The organism is Coprococcus phoceensis (genome assembly GCF_900104635.1).
Lineage (GTDB): Bacteria > Bacillota > Clostridia > Lachnospirales > Lachnospiraceae > Faecalimonas > Faecalimonas phoceensis.
On sequence record NZ_FNWC01000007.1, the window covers coordinates 406156 to 427601 of the forward strand.

Genomic DNA, 21446 nt, shown 5'->3' on the forward strand with positions numbered 1-21446 from the left:
TTCACAATTACTAGTCATTTAATAAAAAAAATGTCGAAAAATAAAAGGAAACTAGTTAAAAACAAACAAATCTATAAATTTAGTTTTCGATAACGATTCAATGCCGCAAATATTTCTTGTCTGCGCGGAAGTGCCATGTTTGTGTTCGGTGCAATGCTGGAAAATCCGTTTTGGTCAAATGTTTGATACAGAGTATCTACTAATGTCTGCAAGTTCTTTTTTCCGTCAATTGCATTACTCTCTAAATGCTTGATGATGTATCCGAGCGCGGTTGTCTGTTCGGAGTCGGCAAGCTGCTCCACGTAGCGGAGATCAATCGTTTCCCGGTTGATCTGTACAGCATCTTTTCCAAGTGTCTTAACCTTGCATTTTCCCTGCGACCGAAATGCAGAATTTGGTTTTGGAATACGTTTATAATCCGGAATATCAGGAACAGCCAAATGGTCATAATCTGGCAATGGGAAGGCTTTTGCTTCCTGCTTGGCAAAGTCCGTGATGTCAAATGGCACATATTGATCCATCTGTAAAATCAAATCGGCAATATGAAAATAGGATCCAGAGCTTCCCGCTACGATGATGGATGAAATACCATATTGTTCAAAGAGCATTCGGGCACGCTCAATAAACGGTGTAATCGGCTCTTTGTTTCGATTGACAACGCGCTGCATCAATTCATCGCGGATCATAAAGTTTGTCGCACTGGTGTCCTCATCAATCAGAAACAGCGACGAACCGGTCTCCATCGCTTCGATGACATTGGCAGCTTGGGAAGTACTTCCACTGGCGTCTTCAGTATAAAAAGAGACAGTATCTTTACCATTTGGCAGATTGTTGATAAACATGGAAATATCTGTGTGTTTGATACTGCGACCGTCTTCTGCACGGAGTTTTACGGCAGTGTCATCTGTGATAACGTACTCTCTGCCGTCACCTGCAATATGATTATAGACACCGAGTTCTAAAGCGTTGAGCAATGTTGATTTTCCATGATACCCGCCACCTACAATCAATGTGATTCCTTTTGGAATCCCCATTCCGATAAGCTCACCCTTATGTGGAAGAGACATCGTAACTTCAAGAGAAGCAGGAGAAGAAAAAGGCACGGCATCTTTCAGCGGACGTGGTGAAATGCCGGATTCTCTTGGAAGAACCGATCCGTTTGCGACAAAAGCTACGAGGTTTCGTCTTTTTAGCTCGTGACGAATGTATGCCTGATCTTCTGCGAGATCATGGATCTGCTGTAATTTCTGGTGGTTCAATTTTGCATAAAATAAGGTGTTATACACGCAGTCAGGAAGAAAATCAAATAAAATCCGAATGAGTTCCTGTGCATTGATCGTTCGTCCGTTTGCCGGAAATCCAATTTCCATTCGAAGTACAATCTCTCCGTTTTTGGGATGGATTGTGCAGGCGGTACGCTCTAAAATTTCCTGCCTGCATTGGCTGATGGACAATAATCCACTTTTTCCGGAACCCTTCGCCTTAAAATTATAACGGTCAATTCCCTGGTGAAATTTGCGGGTCAGATAATCTTGAAGAGCGATCCTTTTTTCGTAACTGTCATACAGTATAGAAGGAAAACGAGCATCTTTTCCGAGAACACGGATGCTCACTTTGGATGGGGAGGCAAAAGGGTCTCCCTGCACGTGGTCGATTGAGAGCACATAGCGGTCAAACTGATAGATACCTTTTGTTTCTTTGTAAGCTGGATAGCTTTTGCGGTGTATTCGATTTAATAAAGTCTGCAAGGCTGCAGAAGACTGTATAGCCATAATAAAAATCCTTCTTTCTTTTTGAAATACATTTATTTTATCAGAGAATAAGAAACGTTTCTAGCTTTTGTTGTATTATTTGTTTTTTTCTGTTGACAAATGAGTGGAATGAGACTATGATAAAGGCACTCGTCTAAGAGCAATTCAATTATTCAAAAGGGATGATCATCCCAAGTATCCAAAACGAGAACAATTTGCATATAGGAAGGAGGATCGTGTAAGGGAAACTATATTAACAGAAAAATTCAAGATTGGAGGAAAAAGTTTGAAAAAAATAAAACAGCTTTTTTCGTTCGTCTTAATCTGCGCGACGGTTCTTGGCACGCTGAGTGTTTATGCACAGGAGCCGAAAGATCCTCCTTCTGTGGGAGAAAAACTTCAGATGGCAGAGGAGATACGGGAAATTTTGCGGGAAGTAGGAGTTGGTACCGTGGAAGGATACGAGGAAATTCCAAGAGCAGAATTTGCGGCTAAAAGCACTATTTATGCGCAGGTATTGGAGGCGAATGTAGGCGCAATTGATATTGTGGATTACAATCAGACTGCGCCGGATGGCACTCCGTGGGTGATTTTAGAGCACTGGAACGAGGGGAGATTGGGAACAAGCAGTGGAGAAGAATTATATTGCGCGAATCCGACAGTTTCCTTTCGGGCAGGCTACAAAACGGCGGTCGATGCCGCAAAATATTATAACAAAGCCACGATTCAGATGATTGCGGCAATGTTTTATTACTATGATCATTATGCATGCAGTGGAATTAACAGTAACTACGATTATCTGTTTAAGCAGTGCGCGGTCTGGTGGGTGTTGAATGAGGCACATCATTGGTATGGAAACGTGGTGATAGAGACCGGAAATAATGTGAAGTGTAATCTGGGACACTGGCTTGCAACACACAAAAGTGAGTATATGGCAAATGGAATGGCATGGGCCAGAAAAAATTATCAGTATTTTCAGGATGCATACGGAATAATGTATGAGGGTGCAGGACAACCGCTGAGTAAGTGGGGAGGCACGTACAAGCCGTTCGGCACGGTTCGATTAAAAAAAGAGTCTGCGAATCCTTCTGTGACAACTCAGAATGGAAATTATTCACTTGAAGGAGCAGAATTTGGAGTGTATAAAGAGGCATCGCTTTCCGGATCATCCAGAGTAGGTGTGCTTAAAACAGATGCAAAAGGGGACTCAAATGTACTTTCTTTGCAGGCGGGAACCTATTTTGTGAAAGAAATCAAGGCGCCAAAAGGGTACGCGCTAAATCCGGAGACGAAAACAGTGACAATATCTTCCGGGCGTGAAAGTAAGGTAATGTTTGAAGATGTTCCACAACTTTGTCCAATTGAGATATTACTGAGAAAAACGGATGCGGACACTGGAGAAAATAAGCCGCAGGGAGCAGCCACATTTCGTGGAGCAAGATTCACTGTAAAATATTATGACGGACTATGGGAAGAAGATACAGATCCGGAAAAGTTAGGTAAGACAGCAAAACGGACATGGGTATTTGAGACGGATGAAGACGGACAATGTTCTTATGGAAAGAAACATCTCGTATCAGGAGATGCGTTATATGTGGATCTGAATGGTCGACCGGCTGTGCCGATTGGGACGATTACGATTCAGGAGACAAAAGCGCCGGAAGGATATTTGCTCAATCCGGAACTGTTTGTAAGACAGATTACGGCAAAAGGAAATACAGAATCCGTGGATACTTACAATACACTGGGTGTACCGGAGCGCATTTTAAAACTGGATTTGATCAAAAGACAGGAAGGCTTAGACGTCCCGATTCCGGGAGTGAAATTTGAACATGAAAGTCCAGATAGGAAGAAGGAAACGATAGAGACGGATCAAAATGGAGAATTGACACTGAAAGGACTACAGTATGGAACGCATAAAATTCAAGAGATATCTGTAATGGAGGGCTATCTGCTAAATGGAAATGTAATTGAATTCTATGTTGCACAAGACAATCAGATCAGTATCACATCCAAGATAGATGATACGCTGGGAAAAGCAGAGATTCAGGTGACAGATAAAGGAAATATAATTGTGACCATGGAAGATCCTCTGGCACCGTTTCGACTTTTAATCCACAAAGAGAATCAGAAAGGGAAACGTCTCGAAGGAGCAGAGTTTACACTGTATGCAGAGAAGAAGTGTGAAAATGTTGTGATGAGAGGAGAGACAGGTACTGATGGGGTATTGGAGTTAAGAAATTTGGAAGTTGGAAAACGATACTATATGAAGGAGACCAAGGCGCCGGAAGGATATCGTATCCCAGTTGATCTGTTTGGAAATCCACTGGTGTATGAACTGTGGGTAGAGAGTATTCCGGCAAAAGATACGTTTCTGTTTTATGTAAATGGAAAAGCCTATGATACATCTGATTCGGACGGTATGTTTTCGGTAGGCGGAACAAAAGCGGACAGGGAGACACATGTCACGGTAATCAATGAAACGGGTATGAAACTTCCGGATACAGGATCTAAATGGATGCTTCCAATGCTGGCAGCAGGAGGAATCTTATGCTTAATTGCAGGCAGACAACAGAAAAGAAAAAAGATAAGGAGAATAAGACGATGAAAAATAGAATGATGAAAACGGTGTGTGTATCGGTTTGCGCGGCAATATTATTGATGTCTGAACAGGCGGCATTGGCGGAAGTGTCGGCAGCATGGGAGACAGAAACCAAGAACCTGAATCCAGTCGAAACACCAGGTGGAATGGCAGATTTTAAAAGAGGAGATGCGAGTATTACAATTCGAGGAAACAGCGGTCAGCCTCTCCGGGGAAAGAAATTTCATGTATATCAGATTTTCCATGCGGAAAATGCAGCAGGCGGAGAATCCATACAATATACACTCAATCCAAACTATGAGAAGCCGGTAAAGAAAGTGGTCGGCGAAGCAATTGGCAAAGACGCAGAACAGGTGACAGAGTATGAGGTGATTGATCATATCCAATCGCTAAATCAAAATCAGGTAGAAGGGGCAAATGAAGAGCAGCCATTGGAAGGCAGTTATAGTTCCTATCGGTATTTTGTGGAAAAATTGCGAGATCAAATCGCAAAAGATCAGGTAGAGCCTGATGTGGTTAGGGTAACAGAGACAAGGAAGGACAATTCGATTGTAATTGGAGGTCTGGATTATGGATATTATGTGACGGATGAAGTGAGTAATGTAGATGGAACCCATGCATCGTCTTCGCTTTGTATTGTGACAACAGCGAATCCGGATACGGATATGAATGTGAAGTCAGACTATCCAAGTGTGACGAAAAAGATACAGGAAGATGATTATAAAGAGATGATTGGAAATGACGGTTGGAATGATATTGCCGATTATGAAATCGGACAGACTGTTCCATATAAATACGAGTCCCGGGTTCCAAACATCAATGGGTACGACACCTATTACTATGCATGGCATGACTGTATGGATGAAGCATTGACATTTCATGAGGATTCTGTCGCAATTACAATTTATGAAACATCCGGTTCACAGTCAAAGTATTATACTCTGAGAAAAGATGAATTTCAAGTGTCCACAAATCTGGGAGATGATGAGACATTTCGAGTGGCAATCAATGATTTGAAAGCGATCGTAGACAGAGAATTTGATCGAAAAAATGAAGTGGATGAAAATGTGTATGGGCAGAAAGTGGTTTTGACGTATGAGGCTACTTTGAATGAAAAAGCAGCACAAGATACCGGGCGACCTGGATTTGAAAATGATGTGCGTCTGGAATTTTCAAACAATCCGGATTCGAATGGCGAGGGAAGTACCGGATATACACCGTGGGATACGGTTGTCTGTTTTACATACAAATTAAATGGATTGAAAACCAATAATCACGGAGCAAAATTGGAAGGAGCAAAATTTCGATTATATTCAGATAAGGACTTAAAAAATGAGGTGTATATAAAGAAAATAGAAGATGGGTATTGCGTGATTAACCGTGATTTTTCGGGAAATTCTGTTCCGGAAGAGGCTGTTGAGATGGAATCAGATTCAAATGGTAATTTTATAATTTTTGGTTTGGATAGCGGCACATATTATCTGAAAGAGACATCAGCGCCTACGGGGTACCGTCCGATCTTAGATCCGATTGTACTGAAGCTTAAGGCTGTTTTTACGGAAGAAAGAAACAGCTATATCAAAGGAGAGGGAGGTACGGATAAAATTTTGCAGAAATTAGAGGCAAATGTATATATGAAGGAATTTTTAAATGGTGACTTTGAAGAGCGTAATATAGAACTTGTAACGGATAGTGAAAGTGGATCTGCAAATTTAAATGTCATTAATACAGTAGGAAAGAAATTGCCGGTGACAGGATCATCAGCTATGCTTCTTTTGGTTGGAGCCGGAAGTCTTCTTTTGAGTGGTTTTACAGTTTGCCTGCACAGAAAATATGGAGGACAAAAAAAGTAGCAGATTCAGGAGATGAAATATGAAGCGAAAAGTAATGACCATACTTTGCTTTATAACCGGATTTCTATTGTGCACATATCCGCTTGTGAGTAATCGTATTGAGCAAGAGAGGCAGCAAAAGGTGATCACCACTTATGAAAATGGGTTGGAGAAAACGAAAGATATGGAATCCGTGTGGCGAGAAGCACAAAAATATAATGAGATGTTACAGCAGATACATGGGAAAATAGTGGCTGGAATGATGGAGAAGACACTTCGTGAGGAACATTATGAAACACTTTTGAATGTGTCGAAGACCGGAGTGATGGGAGTTATTGTAATACCAAAAATCAGTGTGAAGTTACCGATTTATCATGGGACGGAGGAAGATGTTCTGGCTGTTGGGGCAGGTCATATGGAAGGTAGTGCACTTCCGGTTGGAGGAGAGAATACAAGATGTGTGATTACGGGGCATAGGGGACTTCCAAATTCAAAGTTGTTTACAAGGCTGGATGAATTGAAGAAAGAAGATTTATTCTTTTTGGATGTTTGTGGAAGAACACTTGCTTATGAGGTGTCGAAAATAGAAGTAATCGAACCAGAAATCACAGAGGTTTTGGAACCGGAAAAAGGAGAAGATTTAGTGTCTCTGATTACGTGCACTCCATATGGGTTAAACACACATCGTCTGGTAGTAACCGGAAAAAGAGTGCCTTATCGGGAGAGTGAAAGGAAGAACTTGCCAAAGAAGGTTCCGTCTATACGAGAACTGTTCTTTGACGGACTTCCGGCCGCATTTCTTGTGTCTGTTTTTGTACCGAAAAAACGAAACAGGAGGAAGAGATGTTTAAGACAAAGGAAATAGTAATGTTGTTCCTGATGATTAGTTTTTTGACAGTGGGAGCATGGAAGAATGTAGAAGCAGCGAGAGGAGAAAGTCCTTTCATTCCGGAAGAAGAGTATAAAAAAGAGTTAGGGAAATATGGAAATATTCATATCAGCTTAACAGATGGGAAAAAGGGAACGAAAAAAGAAGGAGTAGAATTTTCCTATATAAAAGTAGCAGACTGGAAGGATGGAAGTTATGAATTGACAGAGCAGTTTGAGGCATCTAAAGTGGATTTGAATCAAATTGAAACAGCTGAGCAGTTAGAAGAGGCAGCTGAAAAATTAAAAGCATTCTCCGGTAAAAGAAGTGCAAAGGTCAGGGCAGACAAAAACGGTGAAATAGAGCTAAAGAATTTAGAGACGGGAGTATATTTATTTGTGGCGGAAGAGCCAAAAGAGTATGATCGGATTACTCCGTTTCTGATTGCGCTGCCGACGTGGAATGCGGAAAGCAGAGAAATGTCATATGAAGTCGAAGTGATCCCAAAACATATCCCGATTGTGGAAAAGCAGGAAGCAAAGCCGGTTGAAACAGGAGATGCAATGCAAAAAACTTGGTATGGTATAGGTTTATTATCTTTGGGAATCGTAGTGATTTTATGCATGCAGAACATTTGGAAAAAACAAAAATAGGTTAATATCGCACCTTGTCACATCCTTTTTGAATATGATAGAATATCAGACAGAACAGGAAAAGGAGGGCATCCAAATGGGAATGACGATGACGCAGAAGATTCTTGCCGCGCATGCAGGACTGGAATCTGTAACTGCAGGACAATTGATTGAAGCCAAATTAGATGTGGTTATGGCAAATGATATTACAGGACCGATGGCGGTTCCGGTGTTTTATCAGATGGCAGATAAAGTGTTTGACAAAGATAAGGTAGTGCTGGTACCGGATCATTTTACGCCGAATAAAGATATTAAATCAGCAGAAAATTCAAAATCAATCCGTGAGTTTTCAAAATGTCAGTGCCTGACACATTATTTTGAAATCGGGCAAATGGGGATTGAACATGCGATTTTGCCAGAAAAAGGAATTGTAGTTGCAGGTGAATGTATCATCGGTGCGGATTCTCATACCTGCACATATGGCGCACTTGGAGCGTTTTCTACAGGAGTAGGTACGACGGATATTGCAACCGGTATGGCAACAGGAGAATTGTGGTTTAAAGTGCCAAGTGCAATCAAGTTTGTGCTCACCGGAAAGCCGGGGAAATATGTCAGCGGAAAAGATATTATCTTACATATTATAGGAAAAATCGGAGTTGATGGAGCACTGTACAAATCGATGGAATTTGTAGGAGATGGTATTGCGAATCTTTCTATGGATGACCGTTTTACAATGGCAAATATGGCGATTGAAGCCGGTGCTAAAAATGGTATTTTCATCGTAGATGAAAAAGCGGAAGCTTACATGAAAGAACATTCCGAGAAAGAGTATAAGGTTTATACTGCTGATGAGGATGCCGAATATGACGAAGTGGTGGAGATTGATTTGTCAAAGGTGAGACCAACAGTAGCATTTCCGCATTTGCCGGGCAATGCAAAGACAATTGACGAAGTAGAGGAGATGGAACCGATTAAGATCGATCAGGTAGTGATCGGCTCTTGTACGAACGGAAGAATGGAAGATATGCGCAGAGCGGCAGCGGTTTTGAAGGGACATAAAGTACATCCGGATGTGCGTGTGATGGTAATTCCGGCAACACAAAAGATTTATTTACAATGTATTGAGGAAGGGCTTGTGACAACATTTATTGAGTCGGGCTGTGCATTTAATACTCCGAGCTGCGGACCTTGTATGGGAGGTCATATGGGAGTTATGGCAGCAGGTGAGAAATGTGTATCTACAACGAACCGTAACTTCGTGGGAAGAATGGGACATGTAGATTCACTTATTTATCTGGCATCTCCGGAAGTTGCGGCGGCAAGTGCGATTGCGGGATGCATTGCCAATCCAGAGAAAGTAGGTGATAAGTAATGAAAGCATTAGGACACGTATTCAAATATGGAGACAACGTAGATACCGATGTAATCATTCCGGCAAGATACTTGAATTCTTTTGACGGAAAAGAATTAGCAAGCCATGCGATGGTAGATATCGATCCGGAATTTGCAAAAAAAGTAAAACCGGGTGATATGATTGTTGCAAATAAAAATTTTGGATGTGGTTCTTCAAGAGAACATGCACCGCTTTGCCTGAAAGAAGCGGGCGTAAGCTGTGTGATTGCAGAGACATTTGCCAGAATCTTTTATCGAAATGCAATCAATATCGGACTCCCGATTATCGAATGTCCCGAAGCAGCGAATGGTATTGAAGCAGGAGACGAAGTAGAAGTGGATTTTGACAGCGGAAAGATTTATAACCGAACAAAGGGAACAGAGTTTCAGGGACAACCGTTTCCGGAATTTATGCAGAAACTAATCGCAGCAGGCGGATTGGTGAATTATACAAATAGCAAGAAAAAATAACAGAAAAGATACCCCGGCATAGTTTTTTTGTGCCGGGGTATTTGATTGCAGGAGAAATATATGATACAATAAGGCAACTTTACGAAAATGAGGAGGAAAAGAATGAATCAAGTAGAGAACAAAGGAAGGGCAATTGCCCTGCTCCCTATTGGAGTATTTCTGGTAATCTTTTTGGGTTCCGGTATTGTAACAGGAGATTTTTATGCGATGCCTGCAATCGTAGCTTTTTTGATCGCGTTGGCAGTAGCGTTTATGCAGAACAAACAGTTGTCATTTGCTGAGAAATTGTCAGTGATTTCAAAAGGCGTAGGGGATGAGAATATTATTACGATGAGTCTTATTTTTCTATGCGCCGGTGGATTTTCCGGAGCCGTGACGGCAGCAGGCGGAGTGGAAAGTACGGTTAATTTTGGCCTTTCTGTGCTTCCGTCTAATGTTGCAGTTGCAGGTCTTTTTGTCATCGGCTGCTTTATTTCAGTTTCTATGGGAACATCTATGGGGACGATTGCGGCACTCGCACCGATTGCTGTGGGAATCAGTGAAAAGACGGGATATGAGATGGCGATTTGCATTGGAGCAGTTGTGTGTGGCGCAATGTTTGGTGACAACTTATCTATGATTTCAGATACTACGATTGCAGCTGTAAAGACACAGGGCTGTGAGATGAAAGATAAGTTTAAAGCGAACTTTTTGATTGTGCTTCCGGCGGCAGTTATCACCATTATTATTTTCTTTATGATTACAAGAAATGGAAGCTATGAGATTACAGAGGCGCTTACGTACAACTTGTGGCAGGTAGTACCATATGTTTTGGTTTTAGTCGGAGCGTTGATAGGAATCAATGTATTTATCATGCTGATCAGTGGAACAATTCTTTCACTGATTGTAGGTGTGGCAACGGGAACACTTGCAGCATCTGAGATGTTTAGTGTAATTGGAGAAGGCGTGACAGGAATGTATGATATTACGGTAATATCGATTGTTGTGGCATGTATTGTTTCGCTTGTGAAGGAGTACGGTGGAATCCAGTTTATTTTAAACTTAATCAAATCAAGAATCAGTGGCAGAAGAGGGGGAGAACTTGGAATTGCCGGACTGTCTCTTTTAGTGGACGCATGTACGGCAAATAATACGGTTGCAATTGTCATGGCGGGACCGATCGCAAAGGAAATCTGCGAAGAATTTGACATTGATCCGAAACGGTCAGCTTCTCTTTTGGATATTTTTACATCCGTGGGACAGGGGCTGATCCCTTATGGGGCACAACTCCTTTCAGCAGCGACGTTAACAGCACTTACACCGTTTGAAATTATACCATATCTGTATTATCCGATTCTGATGGCGATTAGTGCAATCTGCTTTATTTTGTTCCGAAAAGAACGAAAACGTATGTAGCAGAGTGACAAATGTCCGTCACAGTAAAAAACGAAATTGCGAAGTCGCAAGTTTTGTGATATATTTATATCTATAGTGAAAAAATGTGAAAAAGGGTGGTTGAGATGAATTTATTGTATAAAAGTACAAGAAACGCAGAAAAAACAGTGACAGCTTCCGAGGCAATTTTAAAAGGTCTTGCAGATGACGGAGGGCTTTTTGTTCCAGTGACGATTCCAAAGCTGAATGTCGATATGGGGACACTGAAAGAGATGTCTTATCAAGAGACTGCATATGCGGTGATGAAACAGTTTTTTACCGATTTTACGGAAGAAGAATTAAAAAGCTGTATCACAAAGGCATATGATTCAAAATTTGATACTGAAGAGATTGCGCCTCTTGTGAAAGCAGATGGTATGTATTACTTAGAGTTATTTCATGGAGCAACCATTGCCTTTAAAGATATGGCATTGTCCATTTTACCACATTTATTGACGACTTCTGCGAAGAAAAACAATGTAAAGAATGAGATCGTGATTCTGACAGCGACTTCCGGAGATACCGGGAAGGCAGCGCTTGCAGGATTTGCGGATGTAAAAGGGACAAGGATTATTGTATTCTATCCAAAAGACGGTGTGAGCAAGGTGCAGGAACTTCAGATGGTGACACAAAAAGGTGACAATACATCGGTTGTTGCAATCCATGGGAATTTTGATAATGCGCAAAGTGGTGTGAAAGCAATTTTTGAAAATAAAGAGCTTGCAAAAGAGATGGATGCTGCGGGTTATCAATTTTCTTCTGCTAATTCTATCAATATCGGTCGGCTTGTGCCACAGATTGTATATTATGTGTATGCATATGCAAAATTGCTTAAAAATGAAGAAATTGCAGAGAGAGAGCAGATTAATGTAGTTGTTCCTACTGGGAATTTCGGAAATATTTTGGCGGCATATTATGCAAAACAGATGGGAGTTCCAATCGCAAAACTTGTATGTGCATCGAACGAGAACAAAGTTTTGTTCGATTTCTTCCAAACAGGTGTGTATGATAAAAATCGAGAATTTATTTTGACAACATCACCATCAATGGATATTTTGATTTCAAGCAATTTAGAGCGCCTGATTTATCTCATTGCAGGTCAGGATGCTGTAAAGAATCAGGATTTGATGCGCGCATTAAAATCACAGGGTGTTTATGAGATTTCAAAAGAGATGAAGGAGAACTTGGATGATTTTGCGGCAGGATATGCAACGGAAGACCAAGTGAAGAAGACAATCTCTGAGATTTATAAATCTACAGGATATGTGATCGATACGCATACAGCAGTTGCGGCATCGGTTGGGAAAGCATATCTTGAGGAAAACAAAGATGAGAGAAAGACAGTGATTGCATCTACTGCAAGTCCGTATAAATTTGCAAGAAGTGTGATGACTTCCATTGATGAAAAGTATGATACGTTGGAAGAATTTGACTTGATAGCGGAACTGGAAAAGATTTCATGTGTCAAGATTCCAAAAGCAATTGAAGAAATTCGAGATGCCAAGATTGTTCATACAAGAGAATGTGATGCGGACAAGATGGAGGAGACAGTAAAAGAGATACTGAACGTGTAAAAGTCTGCATTTTTCTGAAAAATAAATTGCATTAACAATTCAAAGAAGGTCTCAGAGGTGCAGGCAGATGCTGTACTTCTGAGATTTTTTTGAATAAAAACCGGAATACAAGAAAGATTTTTTTAGAAGAATATGAACGTGAAATTTTTGACAAGCGAATTGCAAAATTCAGTGTGAAATGAGTGAATATAATTAAAAATATATGAAAAATGCGTAAAAAATGCAGGATTCAAGCTTTAAACTTGCATTTTTAATATTTATTTTATAGAATTTTAATGAAATTACAGGAAGAAATGAATTAGATGTATGTCATATCTTTCAAAAAAGTATTGACTTTATTAGTGAAGTGTGTATAATTAAAATCAGTGAAACTTGGAAAAATTCAAACTACTATATTAAGAAATGAGGTTTATTAAGATGGCAAAAATTGATTTAAGCAAATATGGTATCACTGGAACTACAGAAGTAGTTTACAACCCTTCTTATGAAGTGTTATTTGAAGAAGAAACAAAAGCAGAACTTGAAGGTTTTGAAAAAGGACAGGAAAGTGAACTTGGTGCAGTCAACGTTATGACAGGTATCTATACAGGACGTTCTCCTAAAGATAAATTCATCGTTATGGACGAGAACTCAAAAGATACTGTATGGTGGACTTCAGATGAATATAAAAATGACAACCATCCAGCATCTCAGGAAGCTTGGGATACATGTAAAGAACTTGCAATTAAAGAACTTTCTAACAAAAGATTATTTGTAGTAGATGCATTCTGCGGAGCAAATGCAGATACACGTATGGCAATTCGTTTTATCGTGGAAGTGGCATGGCAGGCACACTTTGTTAAGAACATGTTCATCCAGCCAACAGAAGCAGAGCTTGAGAACTTCGAACCAGACTTCGTTGTTTATAATGCATCTAAAGCAAAAGTTGAAAACTATAAAGAACTTGGTTTGAATTCTGAGACAGCAGTTATGTTCAATATCACAAGCCGTGAACAGGTTATCTTGAACACATGGTACGGTGGAGAGATGAAAAAAGGTATGTTCTCTATGATGAACTACTACCTCCCATTGAAAGGTATTGCTTCTATGCACTGCTCAGCTAACACAGATATGAACGGAGAAAATACAGCAATCTTCTTCGGACTTTCAGGAACAGGTAAGACAACATTGTCTACAGATCCAAAACGTCTTCTGATCGGTGATGATGAGCACGGATGGGATGACAATGGTGTGTTCAACTTTGAAGGTGGATGCTACGCGAAAGTTATTAACCTTGACAAAGAATCTGAGCCAGACATTTACAACGCAATCAAGAGAAATGCACTTCTTGAGAACGTAACATTAGATGAAAACGGAAAGATTGATTTTGACGATAAGAGTGTAACAGAGAACACTCGTGTATCTTACCCAATAGATCATATTGAAAAAATTGTACGTCCGGTATCAGCAGCACCGGCAGCAAAGAATGTAATCTTCTTGTCAGCAGATGCATTTGGAGTACTTCCACCGGTATCTGTATTGACACCAGAGCAGACAGAATACTACTTCTTATCTGGATTTACAGCAAAACTTGCAGGTACAGAACGTGGAATCACAGAACCTACACCAACATTCTCAGCTTGCTTCGGACAGGCATTCTTGGAACTGCACCCAACAAAATATGCAGAAGAGCTTGTTAAGAAGATGAAAGCAAACGGTGCAAAAGCATATCTTGTAAACACAGGATGGAATGGTACAGGAAAACGTATCTCTATCAAAGATACACGTGGTATCATTGATGCAATCTTGAACGGAGATATTCAGAAAGCTCCTACAAAGAAGATTCCATACTTCAACATTGAAGTACCTACAGAACTTCCAGGAGTTGATACAAATATTCTTGACCCACGTGATACATACGCAGATGCAGCAGAGTGGGAAGAAAAAGCAAAAGACCTTGCAGGAAGATTCATTAAGAACTTCGCAAAATATGAAAGCAACGAGGCTGGTAAAGCGCTTGTTTCTGCTGGTCCACAGTTATAAGAAATATTATAAGATAGAAAATGCCGAGTGTGTAATACGCACTCGGTTTTTTGTGTACTACTATAGAATACATGGGGGAAACATGATAAGATAAGGATAAGGTTTCATAGTTGTATGAAGGAGGTCGGAAAATGGCGCAATATGTAGAGGTAGCACGGAAAATTATAGAAGAAGTGAAAAAGGCAGTGATTGGAAAAGACGAATGTGTGAAAAAAATTCTGGCTGCGATTTTAGCGGGCGGACATATTTTAATCGAAGATATACCGGGAGTAGGGAAGACAACGATGGCGGTTGCCTTTGCCAAAAGCATGACTCTTATACAGAACAGGGTGCAGTTCACACCGGATGTACTTCCGGCGGATATCACAGGATTTTCCATGTATGATAAGAAAAGCGGAGAATTCTATTATGAACCGGGGGCGGTGATGTGCAATCTTCTTTTGGCTGATGAGATTAATCGGACATCGTCGAAGACACAGTCTGCGCTTTTGGAAGTTATGGAGGAAGGAACGGTTACAATTGACAAAGTGACGAGGGAAGTTCCGCATCCGTTTATTGTGATCGCAACGGAGAATCCGATTGGATCGGCGGGAACGCAGATGCTTCCGGAAGCGCAGTTAGACCGATTTTTTATATGTATTACAATCGGATATCCGGATATGGCGCAGGAAATTGAAATTGTAAAAGGCAATCAAAGAGGAAATATAACCGACTCAATACGACCGATTTTGAGAGCGGATCAGCTTGTGCTTTTGCAAAAAGAGGTGGAGAATATTTATATTCACGATGTGATTTATAACTATATTGGCGAATTAGTTACAGAGACGAGAAAGCATCCGATGATTGAACTTGGAATCAGTCCACGTGGGACTGTGGCGCTTGCAAAGATGACAAAGGCGATTGCGTATCTGAATGGAAGAAACTATTGTGTCCCGAAAGACGTGCAGGAAATTTTTGAAAATGTGGCAAGGCATCGCATTCAGCTGAATGCAAAAGCGCGGCTCAACCGTGTGAAGGTACAGGAGATTATAGAGGAGATTTTGAACGGTGTACAAGCTCCAAACCCAAAGGAACGATGAAGGAGCGTGTCGGATGAAAAAGTGGATCTATTTACTGATAGTGATAGTCACGATTTATCTGAATCTGCTGTATGAATGGAAAGAAGGCGGTTCCGGTTAAAGTACAGTTTTGTTATCGGTATGTGGCAGACGGAAAAGAGGAAAAACGAAAATATAAAGTGTATTTGAATGGCAGGCAGGAACAAAATTTGACGTGCGAAATGATTCCAAAATATTGTGGGAAAGTAGAAATTCAGATGAGAAAGATTGTTTGCTATGATGCACTTGGCATTTTAGGAATTACAAAAAGACCAAAAGAAAAGCTGTTTGCGACTGTGATGCCGAAAGTATATCCGGTGAACCTGATTGTGAGCAATCGAACAAAATGGTTTCCGGTGGATGGTGAATCCTATGCGCAGGACAGAGGCGGAGAGGACAGCGCGGAAATCTACGATGTACGGGAATATCGGGTAGGTGATCGTATGCAGAAAGTGCATTGGAAATTAAGCGCCAGAGAAAACACTTTGTATATCAAGGAATTCAGTTATCCATTGGGAGCAACGGTTGTATTGCTGATGGAAGAGGATACAAAGGGAAGTCGTGTGGGAAATTTGTTTATGGAAGCGGTAGTATCGCTTTCAGCAGCATTGCTTGAACGGGAGTGTGCCCATTATGTAGTCTGGAAGAAGAAAAATGAGGATGGAATTATGAGGATTCTTGTCCGAACGGAAGAGGATTTATATGAATGCATTATGGAAGTGCTGGAATTTTCCCCAAACTGTCTCGAACAGAATATGGAGGAGCAGTATCGCTACACATATAAGAACGATATCTATGCAACAATGGTGAAAATAGATACGGGAATGAAGCTGCAGATTAATGGAAATGAAAAAATGGATATGGTTCAAGATGGATTAGAACTCTTTTTTCACTCTGTTGAAATTGTGGTATAGAGGAGGATGCGTATGAAAAAATGGGGATATCATTGTATAATGCTGCTCTATGTCTGCATGGGAACAGCGGGAATACTGCTTGCGATTACAAACGCATTCCAATTGAAATATCAAAAGGCGGAAGTATTTTCTATCACATTACTTTTTTGCGCAATAGAGACTCTTCTTTTGTTGATGGAAAAGAAGAGTGGAAAGATTCTTGTGTGGGGTGTTTCGATTGGAAGTGTTTTGCTTTTGTATCTGTTAAGGGGGGGGAAACTCTGCGGGAGTCATTGTTGTGTATCAAAAGAAGCGTGCTGGAAACAGCTGAAGAGTATTTTCAGATTTATCTAGGCTCCTACTTTAATGTAGATGCATCTGTAGATTCCGGAATGGTTGTGCTGGGGATACTGATAGGAATGCTGCTATCGTATGGGATTGTGTGTATGAAACACTCGTGGATGCCGGTTATTTTGCTCGGAGTCGGTATTTTGATACCGTTTACAGTGGGAAAGGTGCCAAAGATGGCAGAGGTTGTTCTTTGCATGCTTTCTGTTGGGGGAATTGTGGCGGCAAAAACGGAAAGAGGATTTCAGGTGCAGAGACAGTCAGGATTTGCGGGAGTGATTCTTGTTGCTGCGGCACTTGCCGTTGGGAGCATGTTTTCTGGAATGCAGGTGCAGAAAGCGTTCGGGGATAGAAAGGATGTTACAAAACAGATCTCTGAGCTTTTGAAAGAAAAATCATTGGATTTTTTTGGAAAAGCAAAGGGAGGAGTGAATGATGGAGTGATTGGCGGAGCAGGAGAGTTCGCAAAAGATGATGAAAAGCAATTGGTCATCACTTCGCAGACAAAGCCACAGGAAAAAATTTATCTGCAAGGGTATATTGGAACGATATATGAGGATAATAAATGGAAAGAGGGAAGAAGGAAAGAATTTCAAAGCTGGATTCGTCAGCGAAATGCACAGACGGAGGAAGTGCGGAATCTTTTGTATGAAAAACTAAAAACAGTCAGTTCGCAAGAGACACTCTATATTGAAAATGTAGGGGCAAATACAAAGTATAAATATATTCCTTACGGGGGATATTATACAGAGAAAGATGAGATTGTATCCGATTCGTATGTGAAGGGAGATGCAAAGAAATATGATATCCAATACTGCCCGCTTGGAGCCTTTGGCTTTGCAGCGCTGGAAAACACGAAAAGTCCCTTGGAAAATGCATATTTTAAATATGTATCGAAATATGATACAGAAGTGCCGGCAAAGGTTGAGAAAAGTTTTTTAGAGGAAGTAGAAAAACGTGTACCTGCGACAGATGTGTGGAGCGTGATGGATGAAATCGCACAAGTGCTGGATGGGCAGGCGGAATATAGTCTGGAACCCGGAAAGACTCCTGTAGGGGAAGATGTCGCAGAATATTTTTATTTTAAAAATAAAAAAGGATATTGTGAGCATTTTGCCACAGTTGCGACTTTGATGCTTCGTATGAAAGGAATTCCGGCAAGATATGTTGCCGGATATGCAGTGCTGCCAAGTGCATTTAAGCTGAATGAAGAGGGTGAGTATGAAGCCGTGGTAACAGGAGCGTCTGCACATGCGTGGGCGGAAGCTTATGTACAGGGCATCGGCTGGATTCCGGTGGAGACAACTCCCGGATATTCAGGAAATACCATGACCGTCATACCAGATGAGATGAACACTTTGCAGGAACAGACAGAGTCACAGTTGCAGAAGAGTGAATCAAAGAAAGATGAGACGCAGCAAAATGAGCTGCAGGATAAACAGGAAGAAACGGATGAAGAAAACAATCAGTCTGGAGAAGGAAAAGATAAATTGTCGGCAGAAGAAAATGAAAAACGATCGGATAATCCGCTGCATATGATTGTAGGGATTTTCATGGGAATGTTTTTGATTGCATTTACGGTGCTTTTTGGAAGGCGAGTTTGGATTTTGAAGAAAAGACGAATCAGCAGAAACCACGGCTATACCGAATACGTCAAAGAGTTGTTCCATAGGATGTTTGAATTGCTTGTTCTTGCTGGGAAGGTAGAAAAAAGCGAAGAAGTTGATGGAGAGTTTACTCAGAAACTTTGCAAGGCATATCCGAATATCAGGGAAGAAGATGTAGACCAGGTGGTGAAGATTGTCTATCAGGCAAATTTTGGAAATGAAAAAATTGAAAAAGAAGAATATCAGATGTGCCGAAAGCTATACTGTCAGATAAAAAGAGAAGTGTCTGTGGATGTTGTGTGGTGGAAAAAAATCTGGTGGAAATACTGGAACGGAATTTCTTTGTAGAAATGTGATAATATAGTTGAAAAATACTACACAATGTCTTATAATATGTTTAGAAAGAACCTGGGATGTGCGATACTTCCATTATTTTGAACCTACAGTACTTTAAACGGGATTCTTATATCTCTGTAATATGTCAAGCCTCCGGTTTTTGCAGAGGAAGGCAGAAAAGCAGATGCGGTTGCCCACCTAGCGTTTGCTAGGAGTCAAAATATGGAAAACGGCATTTTGGGGGACTACAAAAGAGAAAAGCAGCTACGAAAGTAGCTGCTTATTTTAGTGTAAAGATTCTAGTTTCATAAAAAAAGATATTTTTGTATATACTATAGAAAAAAGAGTGGACAAGAGGTAGCTTGTGAAACGAAAATTAAATGAAAAATATGTGTATTATGGGATAATGCTTTTTGTTGTTGCGATTTTTCTTGTAATTATGTTTTCGGAAAGAAAAAAAAGAGAAACAGAACTTGATATTGAGTCGAAGCTTCCGAAGATACAACAAGAGGAGACGCAATCAAAGGCGCAGACGGAGGAGCAAATGATTCGGGTAGTGATCAAAACGAATGGATTTCAAGAAATTGCACATGCAGAAATAAAATTTCAGGCAGAAGGGGGACTTATTGCGACTGCAGGAGATGAAAAGAGGGAGTATGGTCAAGGTGAAGTGTTTGCTGTCACACCTGATGACGCGATGTTTCAGAAGGGAACGATTAAAGTGGAATCTGTGGTTTCCGGCGATAAGATTACGGTTTCAAGTCTCAATAGAGGGTATGGGACGCCGTCGTATCTGGGGAGTTTTGAGCTGTTTTCCAGTGCGGAAGGAATGATACTTGTAAATGAACTTCCTTTGGAGGAATATCTGTATGCGGTCGTTCCAAGTGAGATGCCTGCATCTTACGAGTTAGAAGCGCTCAAAGCACAGGCGGTCTGTGCGAGAAGCTATGCTTATAATCAGACACAAGGACTATCTTATCCGGAGTATAATGCACATGTAGATGACAGCACTTCTTTTCAGGTGTATGGGAATTCTAAGGAGCAGGAGTCGGCTGTTCGAGCGGTGGATGAGACACGGGGACAAAAATTATGGTATCAGAATCAGGTTGTGATGGCTTATTATTATTCTACTTCCTGCGGAAAAACAACTGGGATTGAGGCGTGGGGGACGACGCCGGATGAACAAAATCAGTATCTGCAAAGTGTGGAGATTTGCAAGGAAGATGGAAATTCATATGAAGCAGAACTTCCGTGGTATAGATGGAAGGCGGTGGTGCCGGAAAGGGTATTGTCTAATCTGATTGAGCTAAACACAGCAACGGAAATCGGAACACTTCAAAATGTATCGGTCACAAAGCGGGGAGCAGGAGGCGTGGCACTTCAGATAGTGGCACAGGGAGATGGTGGAAGCGTGACTGTTGATACTGAAAATAAGATACGAAGAGCCTTGGGAGGAAAAGGATATCAAATTGAAAAACAAGATGGGACAGTGGTGGACAGTCAAAATTTATTGCCCAGCGCGTTTTTCCAAATAGAGAAAAGTGAAGGAAATTATATTATAAATGGAGGCGGATACGGACACGGAATCGGGATGAGCCAGAATGGAGCAAATGAGATGGCAAAATGCGGAAAAACATACATAGAGATCTTACAATTGTTTTATCAGGGAGTGACCGTGGAGTGAAAGATACTTTACGAAAAGAATGTTTCGTGATATGATTGCGTAAGATAAAAAAGAGAAGGAATCGTTTTATGAGAGTCTTGGTGAAAAAAGTAAATGAGTTTTTAGAAAAAGTAGGAAGAGACCATGTAGGGGCATATGCAGCACAGTCTGCGTTTTTTCTTGTACTTTCTTTAATTCCGATCATTTTGCTTTTGCTGACTTTGGTGCGATATACGCCGGTAACAAAAGCGGATGTGATGACGGCGGTTTATGAAGTGTTCCCGAAGACAATTCGTGCGACAATGATTTCTATTGTGAATGAAGTGTATAACCAATCACGTGCGGTGATCCCTTTGACAGCACTTATGACGATGTGGTCTGCGGGGCGCGGGGTGCTTGCAATCACAAACGGACTGAACTGCATTCATGAGGAAATTGAGACAAGAAACTATATTTTTTTGAGAATCCGGGCAGCTTTCTACACGGTACTTTTTATCATTGCGATTGTGTTGTCTCTTGTCCTGCTTGGATTTGGTAACAGTATTAGTATGTTTGTCAACGAACATGTTCCGATTTTCCGGTATGTGACGGATTTTATCATTGAAATTCGAACGGTTACGACGCTGTTAGTGCTGATTGTATTTTCTACCTGTATTTATCGTTTTCTCCCAAATCATAAGGGAAAGATAAAGTATCAGTTTCCAGGGGCTGTGTTTACAGCGTTTGGTTGGACGCTGGCATCTTTCATTTTCTCGGTTTACATGGATATTTTCAAAGGATTTTCCAATATGTATGGAAGTTTGACGACGATTGTATTGATTATGCTGTGGCTATATTTCTGTATGTATGTCATGCTTTTGGGCGGAGAAATTAATGTTTTGGTCGAGGAACATCTTGACATTACGAATTAATGTGTTAAAATGAAAAGGAATTTTGAATACAAAA

At 40.8% G+C, this 21446-nt stretch carries 16 protein-coding genes, 1 other RNA gene and 1 other annotated feature (1 of these 18 running past the window's edge); of the genes, 16 read left to right on the plus strand and 1 reads right to left on the minus strand.

All coding sequences use genetic code 11. The annotated features are described in order from the left end of the window. Positions 1-71: 71 nt before the first annotated feature. Positions 72-1766 carry an ABC-ATPase domain-containing protein gene (locus BQ5364_RS05650; RefSeq protein WP_071144705.1) on the minus strand — a complete coding sequence of 565 codons (1695 nt, stop codon included), beginning with the start codon at positions 1764-1766 and terminating at the stop codon, positions 72-74. A gap of 271 nt (positions 1767-2037) precedes the next feature. On the opposite strand from BQ5364_RS05650, the gene BQ5364_RS05655 reads away from it, so the two are divergent. The 16 genes from BQ5364_RS05655 to BQ5364_RS05730 all read left to right on the plus strand — a co-directional run bounded on the left by BQ5364_RS05655 (position 2038) and on the right by BQ5364_RS05730 (position 21412). Next, the gene (locus tag BQ5364_RS05655) at positions 2038-4359 is read left to right on the plus strand and encodes an MSCRAMM family protein (protein WP_071143820.1); all 2322 of its coding nucleotides are present in this window, start codon (positions 2038-2040) and stop codon (positions 4357-4359) included. Then, positions 4302-6206, plus strand: a complete 1905-nt coding sequence (locus tag BQ5364_RS05660; protein ID WP_083382696.1) for an isopeptide-forming domain-containing fimbrial protein — start codon at positions 4302-4304, stop codon at positions 6204-6206. The genes BQ5364_RS05655 and BQ5364_RS05660 overlap by 58 nt, the downstream gene beginning before the upstream one ends. Positions 6207-6225: 19 nt before the next feature. Beyond that, complete coding sequence (locus BQ5364_RS05665) at positions 6226-7050, plus strand: class C sortase (RefSeq protein WP_071143821.1); 825 nt, start codon at positions 6226-6228, stop codon at positions 7048-7050. Next, complete coding sequence (locus BQ5364_RS05670) at positions 7029-7706, plus strand: pilin N-terminal domain-containing protein (RefSeq protein WP_022250830.1); 678 nt, start codon at positions 7029-7031, stop codon at positions 7704-7706. Before BQ5364_RS05665 ends, BQ5364_RS05670 begins: the two co-directional genes overlap by 22 nt. Before the next feature lie 76 nt (positions 7707-7782). Continuing rightward, entirely contained in the window at positions 7783-9057 is a 1275-nt protein-coding gene (gene leuC, locus BQ5364_RS05675) for a 3-isopropylmalate dehydratase large subunit (RefSeq protein ID WP_044987782.1), read from the plus strand. Beyond that, positions 9057-9548: a 3-isopropylmalate dehydratase small subunit gene (gene leuD, locus BQ5364_RS05680; protein ID WP_004614071.1), complete on the plus strand. Its 492-nt coding sequence runs from the start codon at positions 9057-9059 to the stop codon at positions 9546-9548. Before leuC ends, leuD begins: the two co-directional genes overlap by 1 nt. A 102-nt stretch (positions 9549-9650) precedes the next feature. Further along, entirely contained in the window at positions 9651-10943 is a 1293-nt protein-coding gene (locus tag BQ5364_RS05685; protein ID WP_044987780.1) for a Na+/H+ antiporter NhaC family protein, read from the plus strand. 104 nt (positions 10944-11047) lie between these two features. Beyond that, the gene (gene thrC, locus BQ5364_RS05690) at positions 11048-12535 is read left to right on the plus strand and encodes a threonine synthase (RefSeq protein WP_071143823.1); all 1488 of its coding nucleotides are present in this window, start codon (positions 11048-11050) and stop codon (positions 12533-12535) included. A gap of 417 nt (positions 12536-12952) precedes the next feature. Then, positions 12953-14557, plus strand: a complete 1605-nt coding sequence (gene pckA / locus BQ5364_RS05695) for a phosphoenolpyruvate carboxykinase (ATP) (protein ID WP_022250834.1) — start codon at positions 12953-12955, stop codon at positions 14555-14557. A gap of 131 nt (positions 14558-14688) precedes the next feature. Continuing rightward, positions 14689-15636 carry an AAA family ATPase gene (locus tag BQ5364_RS05700; RefSeq protein ID WP_022250835.1) on the plus strand — a complete coding sequence of 316 codons (948 nt, stop codon included), beginning with the start codon at positions 14689-14691 and terminating at the stop codon, positions 15634-15636. 71 nt (positions 15637-15707) lie between these two features. Beyond that, positions 15708-16568 carry a DUF58 domain-containing protein gene (locus BQ5364_RS05705; RefSeq protein WP_071143824.1) on the plus strand — a complete coding sequence of 287 codons (861 nt, stop codon included), beginning with the start codon at positions 15708-15710 and terminating at the stop codon, positions 16566-16568. Positions 16569-16580: 12 nt separating this feature from the next. Continuing rightward, positions 16581-16901 carry a hypothetical protein gene (locus BQ5364_RS17900; RefSeq protein ID WP_071143825.1) on the plus strand — a complete coding sequence of 107 codons (321 nt, stop codon included), beginning with the start codon at positions 16581-16583 and terminating at the stop codon, positions 16899-16901. Continuing rightward, positions 16844-18850 carry a transglutaminase-like domain-containing protein gene (locus BQ5364_RS05715; protein WP_071143826.1) on the plus strand — a complete coding sequence of 669 codons (2007 nt, stop codon included), beginning with the start codon at positions 16844-16846 and terminating at the stop codon, positions 18848-18850. Before BQ5364_RS17900 ends, BQ5364_RS05715 begins: the two co-directional genes overlap by 58 nt. A 54-nt stretch (positions 18851-18904) precedes the next feature. Beyond that, a non-coding RNA gene (gene ssrS, locus BQ5364_RS05720) (6S RNA) lies at positions 18905-19086 on the plus strand. Between the two features lie 116 nt (positions 19087-19202). Then, a complete protein-coding gene (locus BQ5364_RS05725; protein WP_235837126.1) occupies positions 19203-20522 on the plus strand; it encodes a SpoIID/LytB domain-containing protein in 1320 nt (439 codons plus the stop codon). 68 nt (positions 20523-20590) lie between these two features. After that, positions 20591-21412 carry a YihY/virulence factor BrkB family protein gene (locus tag BQ5364_RS05730; protein ID WP_004614061.1) on the plus strand — a complete coding sequence of 274 codons (822 nt, stop codon included), beginning with the start codon at positions 20591-20593 and terminating at the stop codon, positions 21410-21412. 30 nt (positions 21413-21442) lie between these two features. Further along, positions 21443-21446: a binding site (T-box leader), on the plus strand; it runs 227 nt beyond the window's last position.